Origin of the sequence: Kitasatospora sp. NPDC088351, from assembly GCF_040685575.1 — a bacterium.
Classification (GTDB): domain Bacteria; phylum Actinomycetota; class Actinomycetes; order Streptomycetales; family Streptomycetaceae; genus Kitasatospora.
The window spans coordinates 1-21,036 of the sequence record NZ_JBFBIL010000084.1 but is presented as its reverse complement, the minus strand read 5'-3'; the positions used below and the strand labels follow the sequence as shown (position 1 = coordinate 21,036).

The window sequence follows — 21,036 nt, the reverse complement described above, 5'->3', positions numbered from 1 at the left end:
GAATCGGTCCAGATCGGCGGGAGGACATCATTACTGCTTCAGTTCGCCAGGCATCGAGGAGCCCCAGAGGTGAGCGGGAATAATGGCCGCACCTAGAAATTGCGGCTCACATGTGCCAGAAATTCATCTGCGGCCATCTCTTTCGTTGATGAACCAATCCTTACAAAGAACCTGCCGTTATAACTGATCGGCTTCCCGAGCGATCTCGGCTTCATGATCCAGAGGACCTTCCCGTCGCAGAGGATGGGACTAAAGCTCCGCGCAAGGTCGGTCGAAAATTCCTGATCCATAGGTGAAGACTGGATCTTGCTTTGCCATCTGCGCCACCATGAGTCGATATCGTGCCCGAGGAGAGAAATCTGCTCTTCGGTGCCGAGGACCTCCTGCCCATTCACAGTGATGGACGAGGTTCCGAAGATCGCATGTACGCGCTTGGCGGCGGATGGTTTATCGGCGACGCCGATCAGGATGAAACCCGCAGCATCCCTACTCCAGTTTGCCATCGCGACGGCCGTATGCATTACCTCGTCGAAAAGTGATCGATCTTCGACGGGCGGGTTGGAAAGAGTGCAGAAGCCCTGCTTGAGCTCAACGAGCGGATCCTCATTGATGGGGCCCTGGAGGTAACTCTCAATGAGGTACCGCGAATTGAGCTGGGTTGTGGCACTCTTCGGCTCGGGCTTGAAGAATGCCTTCTTGAGGCGTCGCTTAACCTTCGGGTAGAGAGCCGCTTTCTTGTCCTTACCCCAGGCGCTCCCACCGGTTGGAATTGACAGGTCCCGGCCCCAGAAGTTGTCGAGAACTTCCCTCACGGCATCAGTGGAAAGCGGCTGCATTCCATCCTGGAACACCAGGTCATATAGGCCCGCGAAGACAGCTTGGAACTGGCGCGTCGTGCCCTTTTCGTACTGCTCCAGGTGAACCATGTGACGGCCGAGAGAGCCGTGATTTTCCATCGCCTTATCGAGCAGTTCGATAATCGCGACCAGGCGCTGCTGAAGGATGTCGACCCCAATGGCGGAGACGGCCGAATCAACTTCCTCCAGGGAGGCGCTGCTGATCCTCCGGGGGAGTCCGTAGGCCATGTCTCGGTTTTGCCAGCCACTCGTGGGCCAAGGGCGAAGGACGGCATCTAGGACGAGATCCAGTACGACCTCTTCGTCGCCTGAGGAACGAATTTCGTCTGCACCAATGATGTTGTGTTTCGCCCAGAAGATATTTTCCAGGGCGAGGCCGTAGTCGAGATCCTTCCTGGAGATCGACAGCTTTTCCATCTCGTTTAGGGTGAGGCCTTCGAAGAACGTTCCGTCTCCGCGGACGGAGGCGCTCGTTCGGCGCACCACGTCAGCCAGGGGGCCCGTTACGCCGGCCTGTCGAATCTCCTGCAAGCTCAAGCGCCTTCCGCCGCTGTTGATGCGACGAAAAACCTCTTCGATGGATGAAGTTGCAGCGTCTCGGTAGATAGAAACCGGGATTTGGTAATTGGCGATTTCCAGCGAAGCCTCTCGCGACATCACAGGCTGCTGCTGTGTCAGTTCCTTTGAGTCGCGCTTGGCCAGAGTGTCGCCGATGGTTCCCAGGTCAAAAAATTCACCATTATATGAGAACTTGTTCTCCATAAACGCGAAGAATGCCTCAAGGCGCTGAAGTCCATCGATCAGCTCGAAGGTCTCGACTCCGCCCTTCTTTTGCTGCGCAAGAAGAATTAGGGGAATTGGAAGCTTATTTGCGGCCGAGTCAACCAGCTTTTCCTTCTCGTCGCGGGTCCAGACTAGCTTTCGCTGATAGCGGCGATCTACAACAAGTTTATTCTTGTAGTAGAGGTTGTACAGATTCTGAAGGCTTTGCCCCTGCACCGAAAGCTCTGAACTCTGCATGGCGCCAACCCTAGCCGAGGACGGCGCAGGGTGGGTCAGTTTCCTCCTTGGCCATTGAGGGGGTACGTGGCCTGGCCGTCGCAGAGCCTCATACGGGGACCGTAGGGCGCGATGAGAGTGGCAGTTGGTCGCTTCGCCGACTGGGGGCAGGTGGGCATGGTGAGGTGCCCAATGTGGGGCTGGCGACTGCAGAGGCGGAGAGGCTCTCGCTCCAAGTTGGAGAGGCTCGGGCCGCGAGCCGGACCGGAAAGTCCTTGTCGGCCGGACCTGTTGCGTGAGCGATGCGTGAGCGGACGGTGTGACAGCAAGCCGAGCGGGCTGGACAGCCCAGGACTGCCGTGTGGCGCTGACCTGCAGGTTCAGCGCCACGCGGCATCAGGCATCACGCCCCGTCATGATCCAAGTGGGGCTTGTAAAGCGGGGGTCGTCGGTTCGAACCCGACAGGGGGCTCAGCGCGCCACTCATCGTTTGATCACCGGCCCCGGGCACTGTGCCCGGGGCCGGTGTCGTTGGGGCGCAGTTGTCGCAGGGTCCAGGGGGTGGTGGGGGAGAGGTGGCGGGTGAGGGTGGTGAAGAGTTCGGCGGCGCGGCGGTAGGAGAGGCGGGCGTGGCCGGTGTGGGGGCAGCGGTCGGGGGCGGGGGTGGACACGGGGGCGCGGCGGTCGGTGAGGAAGAGGGGGCCGGCGGTGCGGCCGGCGAGGAGGAGGGGGAGGAGCCGGGCGGTCCCGGTCTGCCACTGGAGGGGGGCGGCCGAGGGGCGGGTGCGGCGGTGGCGGAGGTCGAGGTCGTCGGCGTTCAGGGCGAGGACGGTTTCGATGGCGGCGCCGCTCTCGTGGAGCAGGTGCCAGAGGGTCTGCTCGCGCAGCGGGGCGCGGAGGGTGAGGAGCGCGCGGAGTTCGGCGGGGGTGAGCGGTGCCGGGCCGGTGCCGGGCAGGGGGCGTGGGCGCAGGGCGGTGGTGGGGTCGGTGTCGATCCAGCCCTGGGCGCGCCACCAGGTGACCGCGGCGCGCAGGGTGGAGAGTTCGCGGTTGAGCGTGCGCGGGTCGGTCGCGGCGGCGCGACGGGCGGTGGCGGTCCGGAGGCGGGTGGCCGCGCCGGGGTGGTCGAGCAGGGCCAGCGGGAGGACGGGCGGTCGGGCGCGCCGCCGTTCGGGGCCGGTGGGGGCGGGGCGGTCGGCCAGTGCCCAGGCCCAGGTGTTCAGCGCGATCCGGTAGATCCGGCGGGAGCCGGCGCCGAGCCCGGAGGCGGCGAGATAGCGCTCGACGGCCACGGCGTACTCGACCGGTGGCAACTCGGGCATGGAGCCTTCTTTCCGCAGTAAACGATGGGTGACGGGCCGTCTGGAGAATATCGGGTTGATGCAGTAAATGGCAGGTAGGAGTGGTCTGTTGGGGTCATTTACTGCGGTGGTGGCAGGGTTTCGAGAAATTGATGCGAGTCGGCTCAGGTTTTTCGCCGGAAAGCCTTGAACACCCCTCCGGCGCGGAGGCAGACTTGCCGCCCATGGCAGTGGACATGGAACGGATTCCGGCCCGCCGACGGCGGCTCGCCGGCCGTCTCGCCGTGCTGGGCGAGCGTGACTTCAGGTGGTTCTTCGTCGGGTACGCGACCTCGCTGCTCGGCTCCTCGATGGCGCCGGTGGCGGTGGCCTTCGCGGTGCTGGACGGCGGGGGCGGGAGCGGCGGCCACGGCGGGAGCGGCACCGACCTGGGCTGGGTGATGGCGGCCCGGATCCTGCCGATCGTGCTGGTGCTGCTGGCCGGCGGGGTGATCGCGGACCGCCTGGGCAGCCGGCGGGTGATGCTGGCCTCGGATGTGCTGCGCGGTGTCGTGCAGGCGGTGTTCGCGGCGGTGCTGATGGCGGGTCGGGCCCCGGTCTGGGCGATGGTGGTGCTGGTCGCCGTCTGGGGCGTCGGTGAGGGGCTCTTCATGCCGGCGCTCGGCGCGCTGGTGCCCGGCCTGGTGCGTGACCGGAGCCGTCTCCCGGACGCCAACACGCTGCTCGGCCTGGCCCGTTCGGTCGGGACGGTCGCGGGCCCGGCCGTCGCCGGCGTGGTGACGGCGGCGCAGGGGCCGGCCGCGGTGCTGCTGGTCGACGCGGTGACGTACGGCGTCGGCGCCCTGGCGCTCGCCCGGCTGAGCCTGCCCGGGCGTGCCGAAGGGGGCGCGGACCGGTCCGGCTCGATGCTCGGCGATCTGCGGTCCGGCTGGTGGGAGTTCGGCTCGCGGCCGTGGCTCTGGATCACCACGGCGCACATGGGCCTGTTCAACCTGCTGGTGTGGGCGCCGTTCCTGGTGCTCGGGCCGCTCGCCGCGCGGCAGGGTCTCGGCGGCGCGCGCGGCTGGGGGCTGGTGATGGGCGCGTACGGGGTCGGTGCGGTGATGGGCGGTCTGCTGATGCTGGGTCGCAGGCCCGGCCGGCCGCTCGCGGTGGCGACGCTGGCGACGTTCGGATGGGTGCTGCCGTCGGCGGCGCTCGCGGCCGGTGCGTCGCTGGCGTGGGTGGTGTCGGCGGCGCTGCTGGCGGGCGCCGGTTCGGCGGTCTGCGGCACTTTGTACAGCACCACCATGCAGAGCTGGGTGCCGCCCGAAGTGCTCGCCAGGGTGGCCTCGTTCGGGGCGCTGGGGGCCTTTGTGCTCGGGCCCGTCGGGCTGGCCGCAGCCGGTCCGGCGGCTGATCAGATCGGTTCCGCGAGGGTGCTGTTGTTCGGTGCTCTTTGGCAACTCGTCGCCGGTGGCGTGGTGTTGGCCGTTCCGGCGGTCCGTCGGCGACGGTGGGAGCAGGCCGTCGAGGGGGTGCGGGGCGAACGTGGGCTGGGTCACAAAACGGGCAAATAGAAATTCCTTCGCATATGGACCAAGATGGGTGCCGAGCTGCGGCCCACCGGGCCGGAACCGACTCCCGTCTTCTCGATGAAGGGTGACGTCATGACCTCAGCAGACTCGCAGCCGCAGGCCTATCTGGTCGGCGGAGGCATCGCCTCCCTGGCCGCCGCGGTGTTCCTGGTGCGCGATGCCAGGCTTCCCGGCTCCTCCGTGCACATCCTGGAGGAGGGCCGGATCGCGGGCGGCGCGCTCGACGGAGCCCCGGCGCCCGTCCCCGAGCGCGGTTACGTCTCCCGCGGCGGGCGGATGCTGGAGGACGAGGCGTACGTCTGCCTCTGGGACCTGCTGGAGAGCATCCCCACCCTCACCGACCCGGAGACGACGGTCCGCGAGGAGATCGTCGCCTTCAACAAGGTCTGGCACACCAACGCCCAGGCCCGGCTGATCGACCGCGACCACACCGTCCTCGACGCCGCCGACCTGGGCCTCAACGCCCATGACCGGGCCGAGATGACCAGGCTGCTGGCCCTTCCCGAGCGGGTCATCGGCACCCGCCGGATCGAGGACTTCTTCTCCGAGCACTTCTTCCGGACCAACTTCTGGGCGATGTGGCGCAGCACCTTCGCCTTCCAGAACTGGCACAGCGCGATCGAGCTCAAGCGCTACTTCCTGCGCTTCATCCAGGAGTTCCCCCGGATCCACACCCTCTCGGGGGTGCGCCGCACCAGGCTCAACCAGTACGACTCCATCGTCCGTCCGGTGCAGCGCTGGCTCGCCGAACAGGGCGTGCGCACCGACTACGGGGTGAAGGTCACCGACGTCGACTTCGCCGGGAACGACGGCGAGCGGCGCGCCACCCGGCTGCACGTCGAGCGTGACGGCACGCCCGGCACGCCCGGCACGCCCGGCACGATCGAACTCGGCGATGACGACCACGCGTTCATCACCATCGGCTCGATGACGGCCGATGCCTCGTACGGATACGACGACTCGGTACCGGAGCTGATCCGCGACAAGCGCGACGGCGGATGGTCGCTCTGGGAGAACATCGCCCGCAAGGCGCCCGACTTCGGCCGGCCGGGCGCGTTCAACGGCAATGTGGAGGAGACCAAGTGGGAGTCCTTCACCCTCACCATGCGCAGTCCGCTCCTGCTCCACCGCATCACGGAGTTCTCCGGCAACGCGCCCGGCACCGGCGCACTGATGACCTTCGCGGACTCCAGCTGGCTGCTGTCGATCGTGGTGCCGCACCAGCCGCACTTCGACGGCCAGCCGGACGACGTCTTCACGCTCTGGGGCTACAGCCTGCTCGGTGACAACGACGGCGACTACATCGGCAAGCCGATGTCGCAGGCCACCGGGCAGGAGATCCTCACCGAGCTGATCGGCCACCTCGGCTTCCAGGACGACCTGGCGGAGATCCGCCGCACCACGCAGGTGGTCACGGTGATGATGCCGTACATCACCAGCCAGTTCGAGCGCCGCGCGATCGGCGACCGCCCGCTGGTGGTGCCGGCCGGTTCGGCGAACTTCGCCTTCCTCGGGCAGTACACCGAGGTCCCGGAGGACGTGGTGTTCACCGTGGAGTACTCGGTGCGCGGCGCGATGCACGCCGTGTACGAGCTCTTCGGCGTCGACCGGGAGATCCCGGGGATCTACCACGGGCTCTCGGACCCCAAGGTCGCCTTCGACGCGCTGCGCACCGCGTTCGGCTGAGCCCGGACGGCGAGCGCGCCCCGCCCACGGCCCGCCCACGGCCCGCCCGCCCCGCCCCGGCCGCCGTACCCCCGCCGCACCATGGCGGGCGCGGCGGCCGGGGCGGTCGTACGGTGGAGGGAGTGCGGGGGCGAACGGAGGAGGTTGGCCATGCCCGGTTCTCTCACCATCAGCCACCACGAGGCGGCGGTCACCCTGGACCACTCGGACGCCAAGCGGCTCGCCGCGGTGCTGGACGAACTGGCCTATCTGCTGGAGATCCCGGGGCCGAACCGGCTCAACGACACGCAGCTCGGCGCCCTGTGCGAGGGCCGGACGCCCGACCGGGCCGAGCTGTCGCACTGGTCGCGGGGGATCGCCGCGCAGCTGAAGGGGCGGCTCTGACGACGGCCGCGCCGGACCGGTCGCAGCCGCCGTACGATGGCGCGCGGGGCGGGTGGTCCTCGCGCGCCTTCCGGGTGCCGGTGCGGCCGGCGGCCGGTCCGGTGGAGGGCGGGAGCCCGAGCGTGTCGCAGTCCTGGTCGATGTCCTGGCTGACGGTTCCGACGCCGCTGCCGAGCGGGCCGATGCACATCGCGGTCACGCCGCTGGGTGTGGCGGCGGCCGGGTACGGGGAGCGCGCGGGGGAGTCGCCGCGCTGTACGGACGAGTCGAAGACCGCCGCGGTGACCGACCGGATAGGTGAGTATCTCTCAGGCCGACGGCGGGAGTTGGGGCTGCCGATCGACTGGAGCCTGAGCACCGGTCCGCATCGGGCGGTGCTGCGGACGCTGCTGTCCGTCGTGCCGTACGGACGGACCATCACCTATGGCGAACTGGCCGCCCGCAGCGGGGTGTTCGAGGACGTGGCGGAGCCCGGGCTGGCGGCCCGGACGGTCGGGCAGATGATGGCCGCCAACCCCGTCGCGCTGCTGGTGCCGTGCCACCGGGTGGTGGCGGCGGACGGGATCGGCGGCTTCGGCGGCGGCCGGGTCGGGATCGACGTGAAGCGCTGGCTGCTCACCCTGGAGGGGGTGCTGGAGCCGACGCTGGACTGGAACGGCCCGCTGTAGAGCCGGTCATGGGTTCCGCGGGCCGCCCGGCCTGGCCCGTAGAAGCTAGTGGACGAGTTCGGCCGGGGCGAGGTTCCGGGCGAACGGGAGCCGGCGCGGCGGCACCGGCTGGATCCCGGAGACCAGGGTGTACTCGATCGGGTCCGGGTCCGTGCTCCACTCGGTGTCCGGCCGCTCGCCGAGCGCCAACTGCACGGCGTTCCAGGGGAGGTTGAGGCCGCAGAGGCGCAGCTGGTGCAGGCCGCCGGACGGGCGGGTGTTGACGTCGATCACCACCGGTTCGCCGGCCAGGTGGCGGAACTGCACATTGGAGAGGAAGGCCATCCCGGTGGACTCGACCAGTCGGCGGGCCGGCTCCAGGTACCGGGGGTCGGTGGTGAAACCGCGGCGGCGGCCCCGCTTGCTGCGGCCGACGGCGGTGAGGAGGGTGCCGTCCCGGTCGGCCAGGCAGTCCACGGAGATCTCGGGGCCGTCCAGGTAGGGCATCACCAGCAGGTCGGCCGGTTCGTCGGCGGCCTCCAGCGCGGCGGCCACCTGGTCGACCTGGACGCGGCTGTCCCAGCCGGCCAGCCGGTGCAGGCCGAACGGCTCGCGGGTGAGCAGCCGGAAGCCCTCGCCGCCGGCGCCCGAGGCGGGCTTGAGGCAGGCGGTGAGCCCGGCGGACTCGATCCGCTCGACGGCGGCGAGCAGCTCCTCCGCGGTGCGGACCTGCCACCACGGCGGGGTGGGCAGCCCGGCGTCGGCCATCGCCGCGTAGCCGTCCGCCTTGCTGTGGAAGGCGGCGATCGCGGTGGCCGGCGGGCAGGCGAGTGCGGTGCCGATGGCCTCGAACTCCTTGTGGTGCAGGGATATCGCGAGCTGGTTGAGCCGCGGCAGGAAGACGTCGACGGAGTGGCGGGCGCAGTAGTCGAGGGCGAAGGCGACGTAGGCGTCGGGCGGCAGGTCGGCCGGTTCGAGGGTGCCGTGGTCGGCTGCGGCGAGGACGGGGGAGTCGGGGTCGGCGTGGGTGGCGTAGACCTCGACGGGGCGCGGCGCCTCGCGCAGTTGTTCGACGAAGAACACGTTCTCCGCGTAGGTGCGGTTGAGCCAGACACGTACGGGGGCGCTCATGAAGGCCTCCCAGGGCAGGGGTGAACGAGGGGAGGGCATCCGGTGCGGCCACACACTCGTCAACTGGCCCCGTGGCCCTTTGAGGTGGCACCTTAGCGGCCCCTTGCGCGGGCGTGGACGGCGGGTGGTCCGCTCGGCGGGTGGTCGCGGGGCCGCGCGCGGGAGGCGGGCCGGGGGTGCCGGTGCCGGAGAGGCGGAGGGACTCGTTCCGGAGTTTTCGAATAATTCTCGAACTAATATCGATCAAATGATCCATTCGTACTATTTGTTCCGCTATTTCAACCACTCGAAAGAGTGATTGCCATACTCCCCCGAATGGGCCCACCATGAGGGCTGCAAGGCGACACTTCATCGGGCACGCGAAGGGCTCCCCATGTCGACCGAAACCAACGTCGGTATTCCTGCGCAGGGTGGGCCGTCGCCAACCCGGCAGCAGCAGAGTCTCGGCACGGAGGGCGCGAGGAATCTCGCGACGACCACCAAGTCCGCGCCGCAGATGCAGGGCATCAGCCCGCGCTGGCTGCTCAGGATGCTGCCGTGGGTCCAGGTGTCCGCCGGTACCTACCGGGTCAACCGCCGCCTGCGCTATTCGGTCGGCCGGGGCCGGGTGAGCTTCGTCCAGACGGGCGCCGAGGTGCGGATCGTCCCGCCCAGCCTGCGCGAGGTGCCGGTGCTGCGCGGCTTCGACGACGACGCGGTGCTGGAGGAGCTGGCCGGGCGCTTCGTCCAGCGTGACTTCTCCGTCGGTGAGGTGCTGGTCACGGCCGGCACCCCGATCGCCGAGGTCTTCATCATCGCGCACGGCAAGCTCGACCGGCTCGCCACCGGCAAGTACGGCGAGGAGGCGGTGCTCGGCTCCCTCGCGGACGGCGACCACCTGGGCGACGAGGCCCTGCGGCAGGAGGGCGGCGCCTGGCCGTACACGGTGAAGGCAGCCACCGCCGGCACCGCGCTGGTGCTCTCCTGGCCCGACTTCCAGGAGCTCGCGGACCGTTCCGAGGCGCTGCAGCTGCAGATCATGGAGTACCTGGCCGGGTTCCAGCAGGCGCAGAACAAGCACGGTGAGGCCCAGATCGGGCTCTCGGCCGGCCATCAGGGCGAGTACGAGCTGCCCGGGGCCTTCGTGGACTACGAGCTGAAGCCGCGCGAGTACGAGCTGAGCGTGGCGCAGACGGTGCTCAAGGTGCACAGCCGGGTCGCCGACCTCTACAACCAGCCGATGAACCAGACCGAGCACCAGCTCCGGCTGACCATCGAGGCGCTGCGCGAGCGCCAGGAGCACGAGCTGATCAACAACCCGGAGTTCGGGCTGCTGCGGAACGCCGAGTACGACCAGCGGATCCAGACCCACTCCGGCCCGCCCACCCCGGACGACATGGACGAGCTGCTCAGCCGCCGCCGCAGCACCAAGATGTTCCTCGCCCACCCCAGGGCCATCGCGGCCTTCGGGCGGGAGTGCAACCGCCGGGGCCTCTACCCGGGCACCGTCGATGTCCAGGGCAGGGCCGTCACGGCCTGGCGCGGCGTGCCGGTCTTCCCGTGCAACAAGATCCCGGTCCTGGGCGGGGGCACCAGCTCGATCATCGCCCTGCGCACCGGAGAGGACAACCAGGGCGTTATCGGACTCCACCAGACCGGAATTCCCGACGAATACCAGCCGAGCCTCTCGGTGCGTTTCATGGGGATCGACGAGAAGGCCGTTATTTCCTATCTCGTCAGTGCCTACTATTCCGCCGCCATTCTGGTGCCCGACGCGATCGGTGTGCTGGAGAACGTCGACGTCGCACGCCGCCGAGACTGACCGGGCCCGGTCGGAACCGCGCCGCCGGGTCGCAGCCACGACCCGGCCCGGTGGCGCCCACCGAACACCAGGGGGAGGAACCCATGGGAATCTTCACGTTGGAGCGGGACCACAGAGAGGGCCACGAGGCGGAGGACGTGCTCGCCCGCGCCCGTGCCCTGGTCGATCCGGTCCTGCGCACCGCCGTCGACTCGCTGCCCGGCGCGATGCGCAGGGTGGCCGGCTATCACTTCGGCTGGTGGGAGGCCGACGGTTCGCCGGTCGCCGCCCCCTCGGGCAAGGCCATCCGCCCGGCCCTGGTCCTCGCCGCCACCCAGGCCCTCGGCGGCACGCCGGCCACGGCCACGGCTGCGGCCGCCGCCGTCGAACTGGTCCACAACTTCACCCTGCTCCACGACGATGTCATCGACCGTGACGAGACCAGGCGCCACCGTCCCACCGCCTGGCGGGTGTTCGGCACCACCGAGGCCATTCTGGCGGGGGACGCCATGCACTCGCTGGCGCTGCGGATCCTCGCCGAGGACACCCACCCAGCCGCCCAGGGGGCCGTCCGCCGGCTCGCGGACTGTGTGGTCGAACTCTGCGAGGGTCAGCAGATCGACTGCGCCTTCGAACAGCGCAGTGACGTCTCGCTCGCCGAGTGCCTGGCGATGGCGGAGGCGAAGACGGGCGCGCTGCTCGGTGCCGCCTGTGCGATGGGCGCACAGTACGCGGGCGCGTCGGAGGAGGTCGCGCAGGCGATGGACGGCTTCGGCCGGGAGATCGGCCTGGCGTTCCAGCTCATCGACGACCTGATCGGAATCTGGGGAGATCCGGCCGTCACCGGTAAGCCGGTCGGTGCGGACCTGGTCGCACGCAAGAAGTCACTGCCGGTGGTGGCGGCCCTGGGTTCCGGCACCACCGACGGCGCCCGGCTCGCGGAGCTCTACGCACTCGAACGGCCGCTCAGTACCGAGGAGTTGGCGCACTGCGCGGTCGCGGTCGAAGGGGCCGGCGGGCGGGGCTGGGCGCAGGGCGAGTCCTGCGAGCGGATGGCGGCCGCTCTTGCCCAGCTGGCTACGGCGGTTCCCGAGCCGTCCGCCGCCGATGAGCTGCTCGCGCTCGCCGAGCTGGTCACGCGCCGTACCCACTGAGCGGTCCGGGGTGGATGCAGGGGAGTGGGGCGTCGGACCGGCCGACGTTCCACTCCTGGCCCTGCGGTCGGCATGGCTCAGACAGGCCTTAGGGCAGGACGGCGAGCAGTCGCTGCCCCTTGGCCGGCGTGATGCCGAGCATCGTGCCACCCGGGCGGCCCTTTCGGCCCTCGGCATCGGTGTTCTCCAACTGCATCGTCCGGTTCGGATCCCCCGGGGCCGGCGCTGGGCCGTCCGTTCCAGCGCCGCACGCCCGCAACCGGCCTTGAGCGCATTGCTGAACGGCTGGCCGGGCGGGGTGTCGGCGGGGCAGGGGTGCAGCGGTGAGGTCTCGTCCACCGTTCGGGCCGGCCAGTCGGCGAAGGCGTGCACGGAGGAGACGAAGGTGTAGTGCCCGGCGTGCTCGCGCAGCAGCCCGGCGGAGAGCGCCACCTGGGCGGGCTGCTGGGCCGAGGTGTCCACGACGGCGTCCCAGTGCCGCCCCTCGACCAGGCGCGCCAGGTCGGCGGCGGAGTCACGCTCGCCCCGGACGGCCTGGACGCCGGGCAGGTCGGTGCCGGGACGGCCTCGGTTGAAGGTGGTCACCTCATCGCCGCGGGCCAGGGCTTCGGAGGCGAAGGCGCGCCCCAGAAAGGACGAACCCCCAAGCAGGAGGATCTTCATACCGGAAAGCTCTCCTGTCCCCCTCGCCCGCATGCCCCCGTTCGCGCTGAGCGGAGGCGCAGGGGATTCAGGGGAGCCCGGGGAGCAGGGCAGTCGGGTGCGGCGGGGACCGGCCGTCGGCGCCCCCGGTCGAGGTGCTGATCGAATCCGGCCCGCATAGCATCCCCTTTGTATCGATATGTCCGTATAGGAGCGGTGCTCCGGCACCGGGGCGAGCGACCACTGGGGAGAGCGACAGCAATGGGCAACCCGGCACTCGTGGACCCGGCCACCATCCGTGCGACCGCCGCCGAAGCGTGGATCCGCGGCTACCCGATCCTGCGGAACTACCGCACCCTGTACGCGCAGGCCGTGGACGACGCGGACCCGGGGTACGTCGGCGGTTTCGGCGTCTTCCGGCACTATCCGCAGCCCTTCACCCCGGCCGACACCGATGCCGACACCCCCGACAACGACACCTCCCGCTCCCGGGCCTGGCTCGATCTGCGCACCGAGCCCTGGGTGGTCTCCGTCCCCGCCGAGGACCGCTACTACGTCCTCCCGCTGCACGAACTCGACACCGTGTACGCCGGGTTCATCGGCGCCCGGGCCACCGGCCAGGAGGCCGGCGACTACCTGGTGGCCGGCCCGGGCTGGCAGGGCGAGGTCCCCACGGGCATCAAGGGCGTCATCCGCACCGCCACCCAGCTGGTCGGCATCCTCGGCCGCACCCACCTCGCCGGGCCCTCACCCGAGGCGGTCGAGGAGCTGAAGCTGGTCCAGCAGGGCTACCGGCTGCGCCCGCTGCACGAGTACGCGGGCACGCCGGCGCCCCCGCCCGCCCCCCACCCGGTCTGGCCGGTCTGGCGCGAGGAGGTCATGGACGGCATCGAGTTCTTCAGCTTCCTCGACTTCCTGCTCGGCTTCTTCCCGGTGCTCCCCGCCGAGGCCGATCTCCGTACCCGCCTGACCGACCTCGGCATCGACGGCCGCGGCGACTTCGAGCCCGCCGCGCTGCCGATCGTGGTGCGCGCCGAGATCGAACGCGGCATCGCCGACGGTCAGGCCGAACTGCGAAGCGCCGCCGACCGGACCACCACCTCGACCGGTCTCTTCGGCACCCGCGAGCAGATCGGCACCGAGTACCTCAAGCAGGCGGTCGCCGCCGCCGTGGATCTGTACGGGCTGCCCGCCGACGAGACCTGGTACGGCGGCTGGGCCGCCGATAGCGCGGGCAACCAGCCGCCGAACGCCAGCGACCGCGACTACGTCGTCCGGTTCGGCCCGGACGACCTGCCGCCCGCCCGCTTCTTCTGGTCGGCCACCATGTACGCGCTCCCGGAGCGCCGGCTCGTCGACAACACCCTGGACCGCTATGCGATCGGCGACCGCACCCCCGGGCTGGTCCGCGAGCCGGACGGCGGCCTCACCCTCCACATCCAGCACAAGCGGCCCGCCAACACCCAGCACTCGGCCAACTGGCTGCCCGCGCCCGACGGACCGTTCACGATCGTCGTCCGGCTCTACGGTCCGGACCAGTCCGTCCTCGACGGCCGTTGGCGACTCCCGCCACTGACCCCGCTCTGACCTCCGCTCCGACCCCCCGCACCGAACCCGCGCCGTCGCCCGTTCCCCGACCCCGACCCCGAGCCGCACCGCCCGTTCCCCCGGACCCGAGAAGGACTCCCGATGACCCAGCCCGAGCTGGAGGCCCTGGCCGCCGACGCCTACGTCTACGGCTACCCGCTCGTCTCCGACCTCACCATGGTCGAGCGCTTCACCCAGGGCGGCGTGGGGATCCTGCCGGCGGCGCCGTTCAACCACTTCAGCCACGCCACCCGGCTGGCCGGGCCGGACGACCCCTTCGCCTCGGTCAACAACGACACCGTCTACTCGGTCGCCCAGCTCGACCTCTCCGAGGGCCCGCAGGTGCTGAGCGTGCCGGACACCGGTGGGGCGTACTACGTGCTGCAGTTCGTCGACGCGTGGACCGACAACTTCGCCTACCTCGGCTCGCGGGCCACCGGCACCGGCGGGCAGACCTGGCTGATCGTCCCGCCCGACTGGCACGGCACCCCGGCCGACCCCCAGCGGGTGATCGTCGCGCCGACCACGGTGGCCTGCATCGTCGGCCGCTTCGCCTGCACGGGCCCCGACGACCTGCCACGGGTCCGGGCGCTCCAGGAAGGGCTGACGCTCGAACCGCTGGAGCCGGGCGGCCTGGTCGCCGGACTGCCCGAACCCGACTTCGAGGTGCCCGAGCGGCTGGCCTTCTTCGAACGGCTGCGGATCTGGATGGCGGCCTTCCCGCCCGCCGCGGCCGACATCGAGTACCAGCAGCGGTTCGCCCCGCTCGGCCTGCTCGACGTCGGCCCCTCCCCCTACCGCGCCCCCGCGCCGGAATGGACGCTGGCCCTGCTCAAGGGCATGGCGGCGGGCCGCGAACGGGTCGAGGCCGCCACCCGGCCACCGGAGGACCACCCGGCCGGCGAGTGGCGGGCGGGGCTGCACCTCTTCGACTACAACGTCGACTTCCTCGGCCCCGGCACCATCGACGACTCCGAGTGGCGCATCCCCGACCGCCGCGCCGCCTACCTCAGCCGGGCCGCCGCCGCCCGCGCCGGCCTCTGGGGCAACCACGCGTACGAGGCGGTCTACGCGACGACGTACGACGACGCCGACGGCCGGCCGCTCAGCGGCGCGCACGCGTACACGCTGCGCTTCGACGAACCCCCGCCGGCGGACGCCTTCTGGTCCGTCACCATGTACGGGCTGCCGGAGTACCACCTGGTGGCGAACCCGATCGCGCGCTACTCGATCGGCGACCGCACCCCCGGCCTGGTGTACGGCGAGGACGGTTCGCTGACCCTGCTGCTCCAGCACGAACCGCCCTCCCACCCCGCCGCGGTGGCGAACTGGCTGCCCACCCCGGAGGGCGGGTTCCGGCCGATCATCCGGCTCTACCAGCCGAAACGGGCCGCCCTGGACGGCACCTACCGGGTGCCACCGATCCAGCGGCACTGAACCCGGCTCTCCGAGTCCGAGCAGCTGACCCCGAGCAACTGACCCCGAGCGACTGACCCCGAGTAGCCGCCCGAGGGTCACCGCGCCCGGTTCGCGGAGCCCCGAGGCGTCGTACCGACGAGAGGCAGGAGCATGGGCGACGCCGTCGGCCAGATGCTGGCCTCGGCCGTGGGTATCGCGATCAGCCCGCTGCCGCTGATCGCGGTGATCCTGATGCTGGCCACGCCGAAGGGCCGGGTCAACGGAGCGGCGTTCGCGGCCGGCTGGGCGGTGGCGCTGGCGGCGGTGGTCACCGTGGTGGTGCTGGCCGGTTCGGGGCTGACCACCGGTTCCTCGAAACCGGTCTGGGCGTGGTGGCTGAAGCTGGCGATCGGCGTGTTCCTTCTCCTCCTGGGCCTCACGCGGTGGAAGGACCGCCCGCGCGAGGGGCATGTGCACGGCCCGCCGACATGGATGCGGACGGTCCACCGGTCCACCCCCGGCAGAGTGGTCGGCCTGGCCGCCGTCCTGTTGACGGCCGACCCGAAGAACCTGGTGCTGGCGGTCGGCGGCGCCCTCTCGATCGCCACCAGCACGGCGTCCGGCAGCGGCAAGGCGGTGGCGGCCGCGCTGCTGGTGCTGGTCGGCTCGCTCTGCACACTGCTGCCGTCGGCGGTCCACCTGTTCGGCGGCGACGGGGCGGCCAGGACGCTGGGGGAGTGGAAGGCGTGGACGGCCGCCCACAACCCGGCGATCGTGCTGGTGTCCCTGGTCGTCCTCGGCGCGACGTACGTCGGCGACGCGATCTCCAGGCTGACCATCTGACGAACCGGCCATCTGGTGGCCCGACGACCCGGCACCCAGCCCGGTCCGGCATCCGCCCGGCTCGGGCCTCGCCCGCGTCTCGGCTCAGCGCGACGAGGGAGAGACCGGAGCGGGTGTGGACGCGGTGGCGGCCGGGGCCGGGGGCGAAGGCGAGGGCGAGGACGTGCTGGGGGCGGCCGTCGGTGAGGCGGTCGGCGCCGGGGAGGAGGGGACCGCCGTGGGCCCCGGACCCGTCGGAGTCGCGGACGGCGTGCCACCCGGCGTGCCGCCCTGGGACGGCCGGTCCGGGTCGGCGGGGCTCGTGGTCGGGTCGGTCGAGGCGGAGGTGCCACCGCCCCGGTTGTGCGGGCCGCCCTCCAGGGTGACCACGGCCTGCGAGGGCGGCAGCGCGATCCGGGCGGACCAGTGCACGGCCGGGGCGAGCTCCTCGTCCACGGTGACGATCACCGTGATCCGCTGGCCCGGGGCGAGCGTCCCGGCGTCCCGGCCGAGCCGGAGCCAGGCCGCGTCCACGGCGGCGTGCCAGCGGATCTCGGTGCTGCCGGAGTTGGTCAGGGTGAGTACGGTCCGGTTGCCGTACTCGCCCGCCTCGACGGTCAACTGTCCGGCCGGAGCGGGCGGCGCCGGCTGTCCGGCGGCTGTGGGCCCGGCCGGGAGGCCGCCGCCGGGGGCCGACGCGGTGACCGGCAGGGGGTTGCCGAGCGGGGTCGCGCCACGGCTCGGTACGGCGATTGCGGGGCCCGGGGCCCCCGGGGGCAACGTTTCTGCACTGACCACCCCGGTACCGGCGAGTTCCAGCCCGGCCGTCGCCGGTGCGGCACCGTCCTGGCCCATCCGGCCCACCGGATCCGGCCGGTCCACGGCCGACCCGGGGCCCTCCGGCCGGTACCCGGCGGGCCGCCCGTGCGCGTCCACCCGGACCGACGAGACCGAAGCGGCGACCCGTGCGGTGCCACCGCTCCGGTGGCCGGCCCAGAGCGCGGCCACCGGAGCGAACAGCACAGCCGCCAGCACCCCGGTGGTCACGACCCGCCGGCGCACCGCCGACCCACGACCCGCGTCCGGCGCGCGGTGACGCGGGAAACCGCTCTGGTCGAACCGCAGCCCCGGCTCGACCACCGCTACCCGTCCCGCCGACCCCGCACGCCCCACCGTCCGGGCCGCCTGCGGCAGGAACACCACACCGCCGCTCCGCCCGGGCCGGGCGGCGGGTGCGGACAGCACCGGCAGCCCGGACAGCCCCGCCGCACTCTCGGCCGCCCCTCCGGCCACCCGTTCCGCCGTACCCCGGCAGGTCGGGCAGTCCATCACGTGCCGCACCAGCTCCCGGCGCGGCGCCGGGCCGAGCACCCGGTTCCGTCGGCTCTCCGCCCCAGCCCCGCCGAGCCGGTCCAGCCCGGGGCAGCCGCGGACGCCGGGCACCAGCAGTGCCGCCCCGGTCCGGTCGACCTCCGCCTGCGCCGAGGCGAGCAGCGTCCGGGCGGTGTCGAACGGCACGCCCAGCACGGCCGCCACCTCGATCGGGCTCAGCCGATGCCGTACCGACAGCTCCAGCGCCTCGCGCTGCTCGGGATCGGTGCCCGCCGCCGCGGGCCAGGCCAGCGAGGCCAGCTCGCGCCGCCGCCGGGCGGCCTCGACGGCCGGGAGCCCCGGCCGCGGCCCGTGCGCCGCACCGGCCCCGTGGCCCGCACCGGACCAGGTCCCCGGCCCGTTCTGCAACCGGCGCAGACAGCAGTACCGCGCCAACGAGTACAGCCAGGCCCGCAGCAGCCCGGGCTCGGCCAGCCGGGCCCCGTGCCGCAGCGCCAGCTCCCGTACCTCCCGCAGGGCGTCGGCCGCCGCGTCGTGCTCGCACAGCACCGAGAGACAGTAGGTGAACAGGCCGTCCACCTGCCGGTCGTACGCCGCGAGCACGGCGTCGCGCGGCTCTTCAGCACTCGTCGTCACCTGTCCGACGGTAGAGAGCCCGGGGGCCGCACCCGGGCCATTCCCTGCTGTTGTACTTCTTTCGGGTAACAACATCGCCCATCTGTGGACCCACCCCGGTCCACGACCGGAGCCCCGACCACCGTCGTCGCCGTCGTACCCGGGCTGTCGGACCCAGGCGCTACGGTGGGCCGCATGGCTGCCCGTACCAAGACCACCGCCAAGCCGCGCCCGGCGTACCGCTGCACCGAGTGCGGCAACCAGTTGCCCAAGTGGGTCGGCCGGTGCCCGGAGTGCAACGCCTGGGGCACGGTGGAGGAGTACGGCGCGGTGCCGATCAGGACCACCGCCGCCGGCCCGGTCAGCGCGCCCGCCCGGCCGATCGCCCAGGTCGACGGCCAGGTGGCGACGGCCCGCTCCACCGGCGTCCCCGAGCTCGACCGGGTGCTCGGCGGCGGCATCGTCCCCGGCGCCGTGGTCCTGCTGGCCGGCGAGCCCGGCGTCGGCAAGTCGACCCTGCTGCTGGACGTCGCGGCCAAGGCCGCCGGCGCCCGGCACCGCACCCTGTACGTCACCGGTGAGGAGTCGGCCGGTCAGGTCCGGCTGCGCGCCGACCGGATCAACGCGCTCTCCGAACACCTCTACCTCGCCGCCGAGTCCGATCTCGGCGCGGTGCTCGGCCACATCGAGGCGGTCAGCCCGGGCCTGCTGATCCTGGACTCGGTGCAGACCATCGCCTCCGCCGAGCTGGACGGCGCCCCCGGCGGCCCGGCCCAGGTCCGCGAGGTGGCGGGCGCGCTGATCCGGGCGTCCAAGGACCGCGGCATGGCGACCCTGCTGGTCGGCCACGTCACCAAGGACGGCCAGATCGCCGGCCCCCGCCTGCTGGAGCACCTGGTGGACGTGGTGCTGAGCTTCGAGGGGGACCGCCACGCCCGGCTGCGCATCATCCGCGGTATCAAGAACCGGTACGGCGCCACCGACGAGGTCGGCTGCTTCGAACTGCACGACGAGGGCATCACGGGCCTGGCCGACCCCTCCGGCCTCTTCCTGACCAGGCGCGACAAGCCCGTTCCCGGTACCTGCCTGACCGTCACCCTGGAGGGCCGCCGCCCGCTGGTGGCGGAGGTGCAGGCGCTGATGGTGGATTCGCAGATCCCGTCCCCGCGCCGGACGACCTCCGGTCTGGAGTCGCCCCGGATCGCGATGATCCTGGCCGTGGTCGAGCGGCACGGCGGGGTGAAGCTCGGCAAGCAGGACATCTACACCGCGACGGTCGGCGGGGTGAAGCTGACCGAGCCGTCCGCGGACCTCGCGATCGCGCTCGCGGTGGCCAGCTCCTCCTCCGACACCCCGCTGCCGAGCAACCTGGTGGCGATCGGCGAGGTCGGTCTCGCGGGCGAGGTCCGCCGGGTGACGGGTGTGCAGCGGCGGCTCGCCGAGGCGCACCGGCTGGGCTTCACCCACGCGCTGGTCCCGCCGGACCCGGGCAAGGTGCCGGCGGGCATGACGGTGGTCGAGGTCGCGGACATCGGCGAGGCGCTGCGGGCCATTCCCGGCCGCCGTCGGGCCGCCGCCAAGCCGCGTGGTGAGGCACCGTCGACCCGCCGCGGGGCTTCGGAGGCCCCGCGCGAGACGCCGCCGGCCCCTCGCGCGGGGCGGCGCGAAACCCCGGTCGCGGCCTACCCGGAGGAGCTCATGGAGGGGTGGGAGCCGGTCGACTCCGACGAACTGCGCTGACCCAAGCCCTGTCGATGCCGCACGCAGTTAGACTTTCCCCTGTCTAATTGCCGATAAGGCAGTAATAAGCGACAGAGCAACAGACCGTAGGCCGGCGCACGCGCGAGGCGCGCGGTACGGGTCGACCGGAGGAGTCACGTGGCAGCCAGCGACCGGGCGGACAAGTCCTCCCGCGAGGAGGCCCTGCTGCGGGCCTCCCTCAGCGCCATCGCGCCCGGCACGGGGCTGCGTGACGGCCTGGAGCGGGTGCTGCGGGCCAACACCGGCGGTTTGATCGTGCTCGGCTTCGACAAGACGGTCGAGTCGATCTGTACCGGCGGGTTCGTCCTGGACGTCGAGTTCACCGCCACCCGGCTGCGCGAGCTGTGCAAGCTCGACGGCGCGGTGGTGCTGGACAAGGACATCACCAAGATCGTCCGGGCCGGGGTGCACCTGATGCCGGACTCCACCATCCCCACCGACGAGACCGGTACCCGGCACCGCACCGCGGAGCGGGTCAACCGGCAGACCGGGTTCCCGGTGGTCGCGGTCTCGCACTCGATGCGGCTGATCGCGATGTACGTCAACGGCACCCGCCGGGTGCTGGAGGACTCGACCACCGTCCTCTCCCGGGCCAACCAGGCGCTCGCCACCCTGGAGCGGTACAAGCTCCGCCTGGACGAGGTGGCCGGCACGCTCTCCGCGCTGGAGATCGAGGACCTGGTGACGGTCCGGGACGTCACCGCCGTCGCCCAGCGGCTGGAGATGGTCCGGCTGATCGCCACCGAGATCGCCGGCTACGTGCTGGAGCTCGGTACCGACGGCCGGCTGCTCTCGCTCCAGCTGGACGAACTGATCGCCGGTGTGGAGCCGGAGCGCGAGCTGGTCGCCCGGGACTACTTCCCGGAGCGGGCCGCGAAGAAGGGCCGGACGGTCGCCGAGGTGCTCGCCGACCTGGAGGCGCTGACCCACGCCGAACTGCTCGACCTGCAGACCGTCGCCAAGGCGCTCGGCTACTCGGGCTCGCCGGAGTCGCTGGACTCGGCGGTCTCGCCGCGGGGTTACCGGCTGCTGGCCAAGATCCCGCGGCTGCCCAACACCGTCATAGAGCGGCTGGTCGAGCACTTCGGCGGGCTGCAGAAGCTGCTCGCCGCCAGCATCGACGATCTGCAGACGGTCGAGGGCGTCGGCGAGACCAGGGCCCGCTCGGTCCGCGAGGGTCTGTCCCGGCTGGCCGAGTCGTCCATCCTGGAGCGCTACGTCTGACGGTCGGCGCACCCGCACGCACGGGACGGCCCCCGGGGATTCCACTTGGGTTCTAACGGTCCTCGCAACACCCGCGATCTGTGGGAGTTGCGAGGGCCGTGGCTGTTGGACGCGATGATCTTTCGGGTTTGAGGGAGCG

General features: G+C 71.4%; 15 protein-coding genes. 11 read left to right on the top strand and 4 right to left on the bottom strand.

All coding sequences use genetic code 11. The annotated features are described in order from the left end of the window. Positions 1 to 92: 92 nt before the first annotated feature. Together AB0P06_RS34300 and AB0P06_RS34295 are read right to left on the bottom strand one after the other, a co-directional pair. Positions 93 to 1,877, bottom strand: a complete 1,785-nt coding sequence (locus tag AB0P06_RS34300) for a DUF262 domain-containing protein (RefSeq protein WP_363614445.1) — start codon at positions 1,875 to 1,877, stop codon at positions 93 to 95. Between the two features lie 473 nt (positions 1,878 to 2,350). Further along, entirely contained in the window at positions 2,351 to 3,178 is an 828-nt protein-coding gene (locus tag AB0P06_RS34295) for a hypothetical protein (protein ID WP_363614443.1), read from the bottom strand. Positions 3,179 to 3,381: 203 nt separating this feature from the next. On the opposite strand from AB0P06_RS34295, the gene AB0P06_RS34290 reads away from it, so the two are divergent. The 4 genes from AB0P06_RS34290 (at position 3,382) to AB0P06_RS34275 (ending at position 7,472) form a co-directional block, all read left to right on the top strand. Continuing rightward, positions 3,382 to 4,716: an MFS transporter gene (locus tag AB0P06_RS34290; RefSeq protein ID WP_363614441.1), complete on the top strand. Its 1,335-nt coding sequence runs from the start codon at positions 3,382 to 3,384 to the stop codon at positions 4,714 to 4,716. A gap of 90 nt (positions 4,717 to 4,806) precedes the next feature. After that, positions 4,807 to 6,420: an oleate hydratase gene (locus AB0P06_RS34285; protein WP_363614439.1), complete on the top strand. Its 1,614-nt coding sequence runs from the start codon at positions 4,807 to 4,809 to the stop codon at positions 6,418 to 6,420. 150 nt (positions 6,421 to 6,570) lie between these two features. Then, positions 6,571 to 6,804 carry a hypothetical protein gene (locus AB0P06_RS34280; protein ID WP_363614437.1) on the top strand — a complete coding sequence of 78 codons (234 nt, stop codon included), beginning with the start codon at positions 6,571 to 6,573 and terminating at the stop codon, positions 6,802 to 6,804. 122 nt (positions 6,805 to 6,926) lie between these two features. After that, positions 6,927 to 7,472: a methylated-DNA--[protein]-cysteine S-methyltransferase gene (locus tag AB0P06_RS34275; protein ID WP_363614435.1), complete on the top strand. Its 546-nt coding sequence runs from the start codon at positions 6,927 to 6,929 to the stop codon at positions 7,470 to 7,472. Between the two features lie 45 nt (positions 7,473 to 7,517). On the opposite strand, the gene AB0P06_RS34270 is transcribed toward AB0P06_RS34275, so the two are convergent. Next, the gene (locus AB0P06_RS34270) at positions 7,518 to 8,582 is read right to left on the bottom strand and encodes an ATP-grasp domain-containing protein (RefSeq protein ID WP_363614433.1); all 1,065 of its coding nucleotides are present in this window, start codon (positions 8,580 to 8,582) and stop codon (positions 7,518 to 7,520) included. A 373-nt stretch (positions 8,583 to 8,955) separates the two neighbouring features. Here AB0P06_RS34270 and AB0P06_RS34265 point away from each other — a divergent pair, with 373 nt between their 5' ends. From AB0P06_RS34265 to AB0P06_RS34245, 5 genes are all read left to right on the top strand, one after another. After that, positions 8,956 to 10,383: a family 2B encapsulin nanocompartment shell protein gene (locus tag AB0P06_RS34265; RefSeq protein ID WP_363614431.1), complete on the top strand. Its 1,428-nt coding sequence runs from the start codon at positions 8,956 to 8,958 to the stop codon at positions 10,381 to 10,383. Between the two features lie 83 nt (positions 10,384 to 10,466). Next, positions 10,467 to 11,516 (top strand): family 2 encapsulin nanocompartment cargo protein polyprenyl transferase, encoded by a 1,050-nt coding sequence (locus AB0P06_RS34260; RefSeq protein ID WP_363614429.1) that lies wholly within the window; start codon positions 10,467 to 10,469, stop codon positions 11,514 to 11,516. 903 nt (positions 11,517 to 12,419) lie between these two features. After that, entirely contained in the window at positions 12,420 to 13,745 is a 1,326-nt protein-coding gene (locus tag AB0P06_RS34255; protein WP_363614427.1) for a DUF1254 domain-containing protein, read from the top strand. Between the two features lie 102 nt (positions 13,746 to 13,847). Next, positions 13,848 to 15,182, top strand: a complete 1,335-nt coding sequence (locus tag AB0P06_RS34250) for a DUF1254 domain-containing protein (RefSeq protein ID WP_363614425.1) — start codon at positions 13,848 to 13,850, stop codon at positions 15,180 to 15,182. Between the two features lie 132 nt (positions 15,183 to 15,314). Beyond that, on the top strand, positions 15,315 to 15,986 hold the full coding sequence (locus tag AB0P06_RS34245; RefSeq protein ID WP_363614423.1) for a GAP family protein: 672 nt from the start codon (positions 15,315 to 15,317) through the stop codon (positions 15,984 to 15,986). An 84-nt stretch (positions 15,987 to 16,070) separates the two neighbouring features. Here AB0P06_RS34245 and AB0P06_RS34240 read toward each other — a convergent pair whose 3' ends face one another. Further along, positions 16,071 to 17,933 carry a sigma-70 family RNA polymerase sigma factor gene (locus tag AB0P06_RS34240; protein WP_363614421.1) on the bottom strand — a complete coding sequence of 621 codons (1,863 nt, stop codon included), beginning with the start codon at positions 17,931 to 17,933 and terminating at the stop codon, positions 16,071 to 16,073. 174 nt (positions 17,934 to 18,107) lie between these two features. Here AB0P06_RS34240 and radA point away from each other — a divergent pair, with 174 nt between their 5' ends. After that, a complete protein-coding gene (gene radA / locus AB0P06_RS34235; RefSeq protein ID WP_363614419.1) occupies positions 18,108 to 19,652 on the top strand; it encodes a DNA repair protein RadA in 1,545 nt (514 codons plus the stop codon). Positions 19,653 to 19,790: 138 nt separating this feature from the next. Then, the gene (disA, locus tag AB0P06_RS34230) at positions 19,791 to 20,897 is read left to right on the top strand and encodes a DNA integrity scanning diadenylate cyclase DisA (RefSeq protein WP_363614417.1); all 1,107 of its coding nucleotides are present in this window, start codon (positions 19,791 to 19,793) and stop codon (positions 20,895 to 20,897) included. Positions 20,898 to 21,036: the final 139 nt, after the last annotated feature.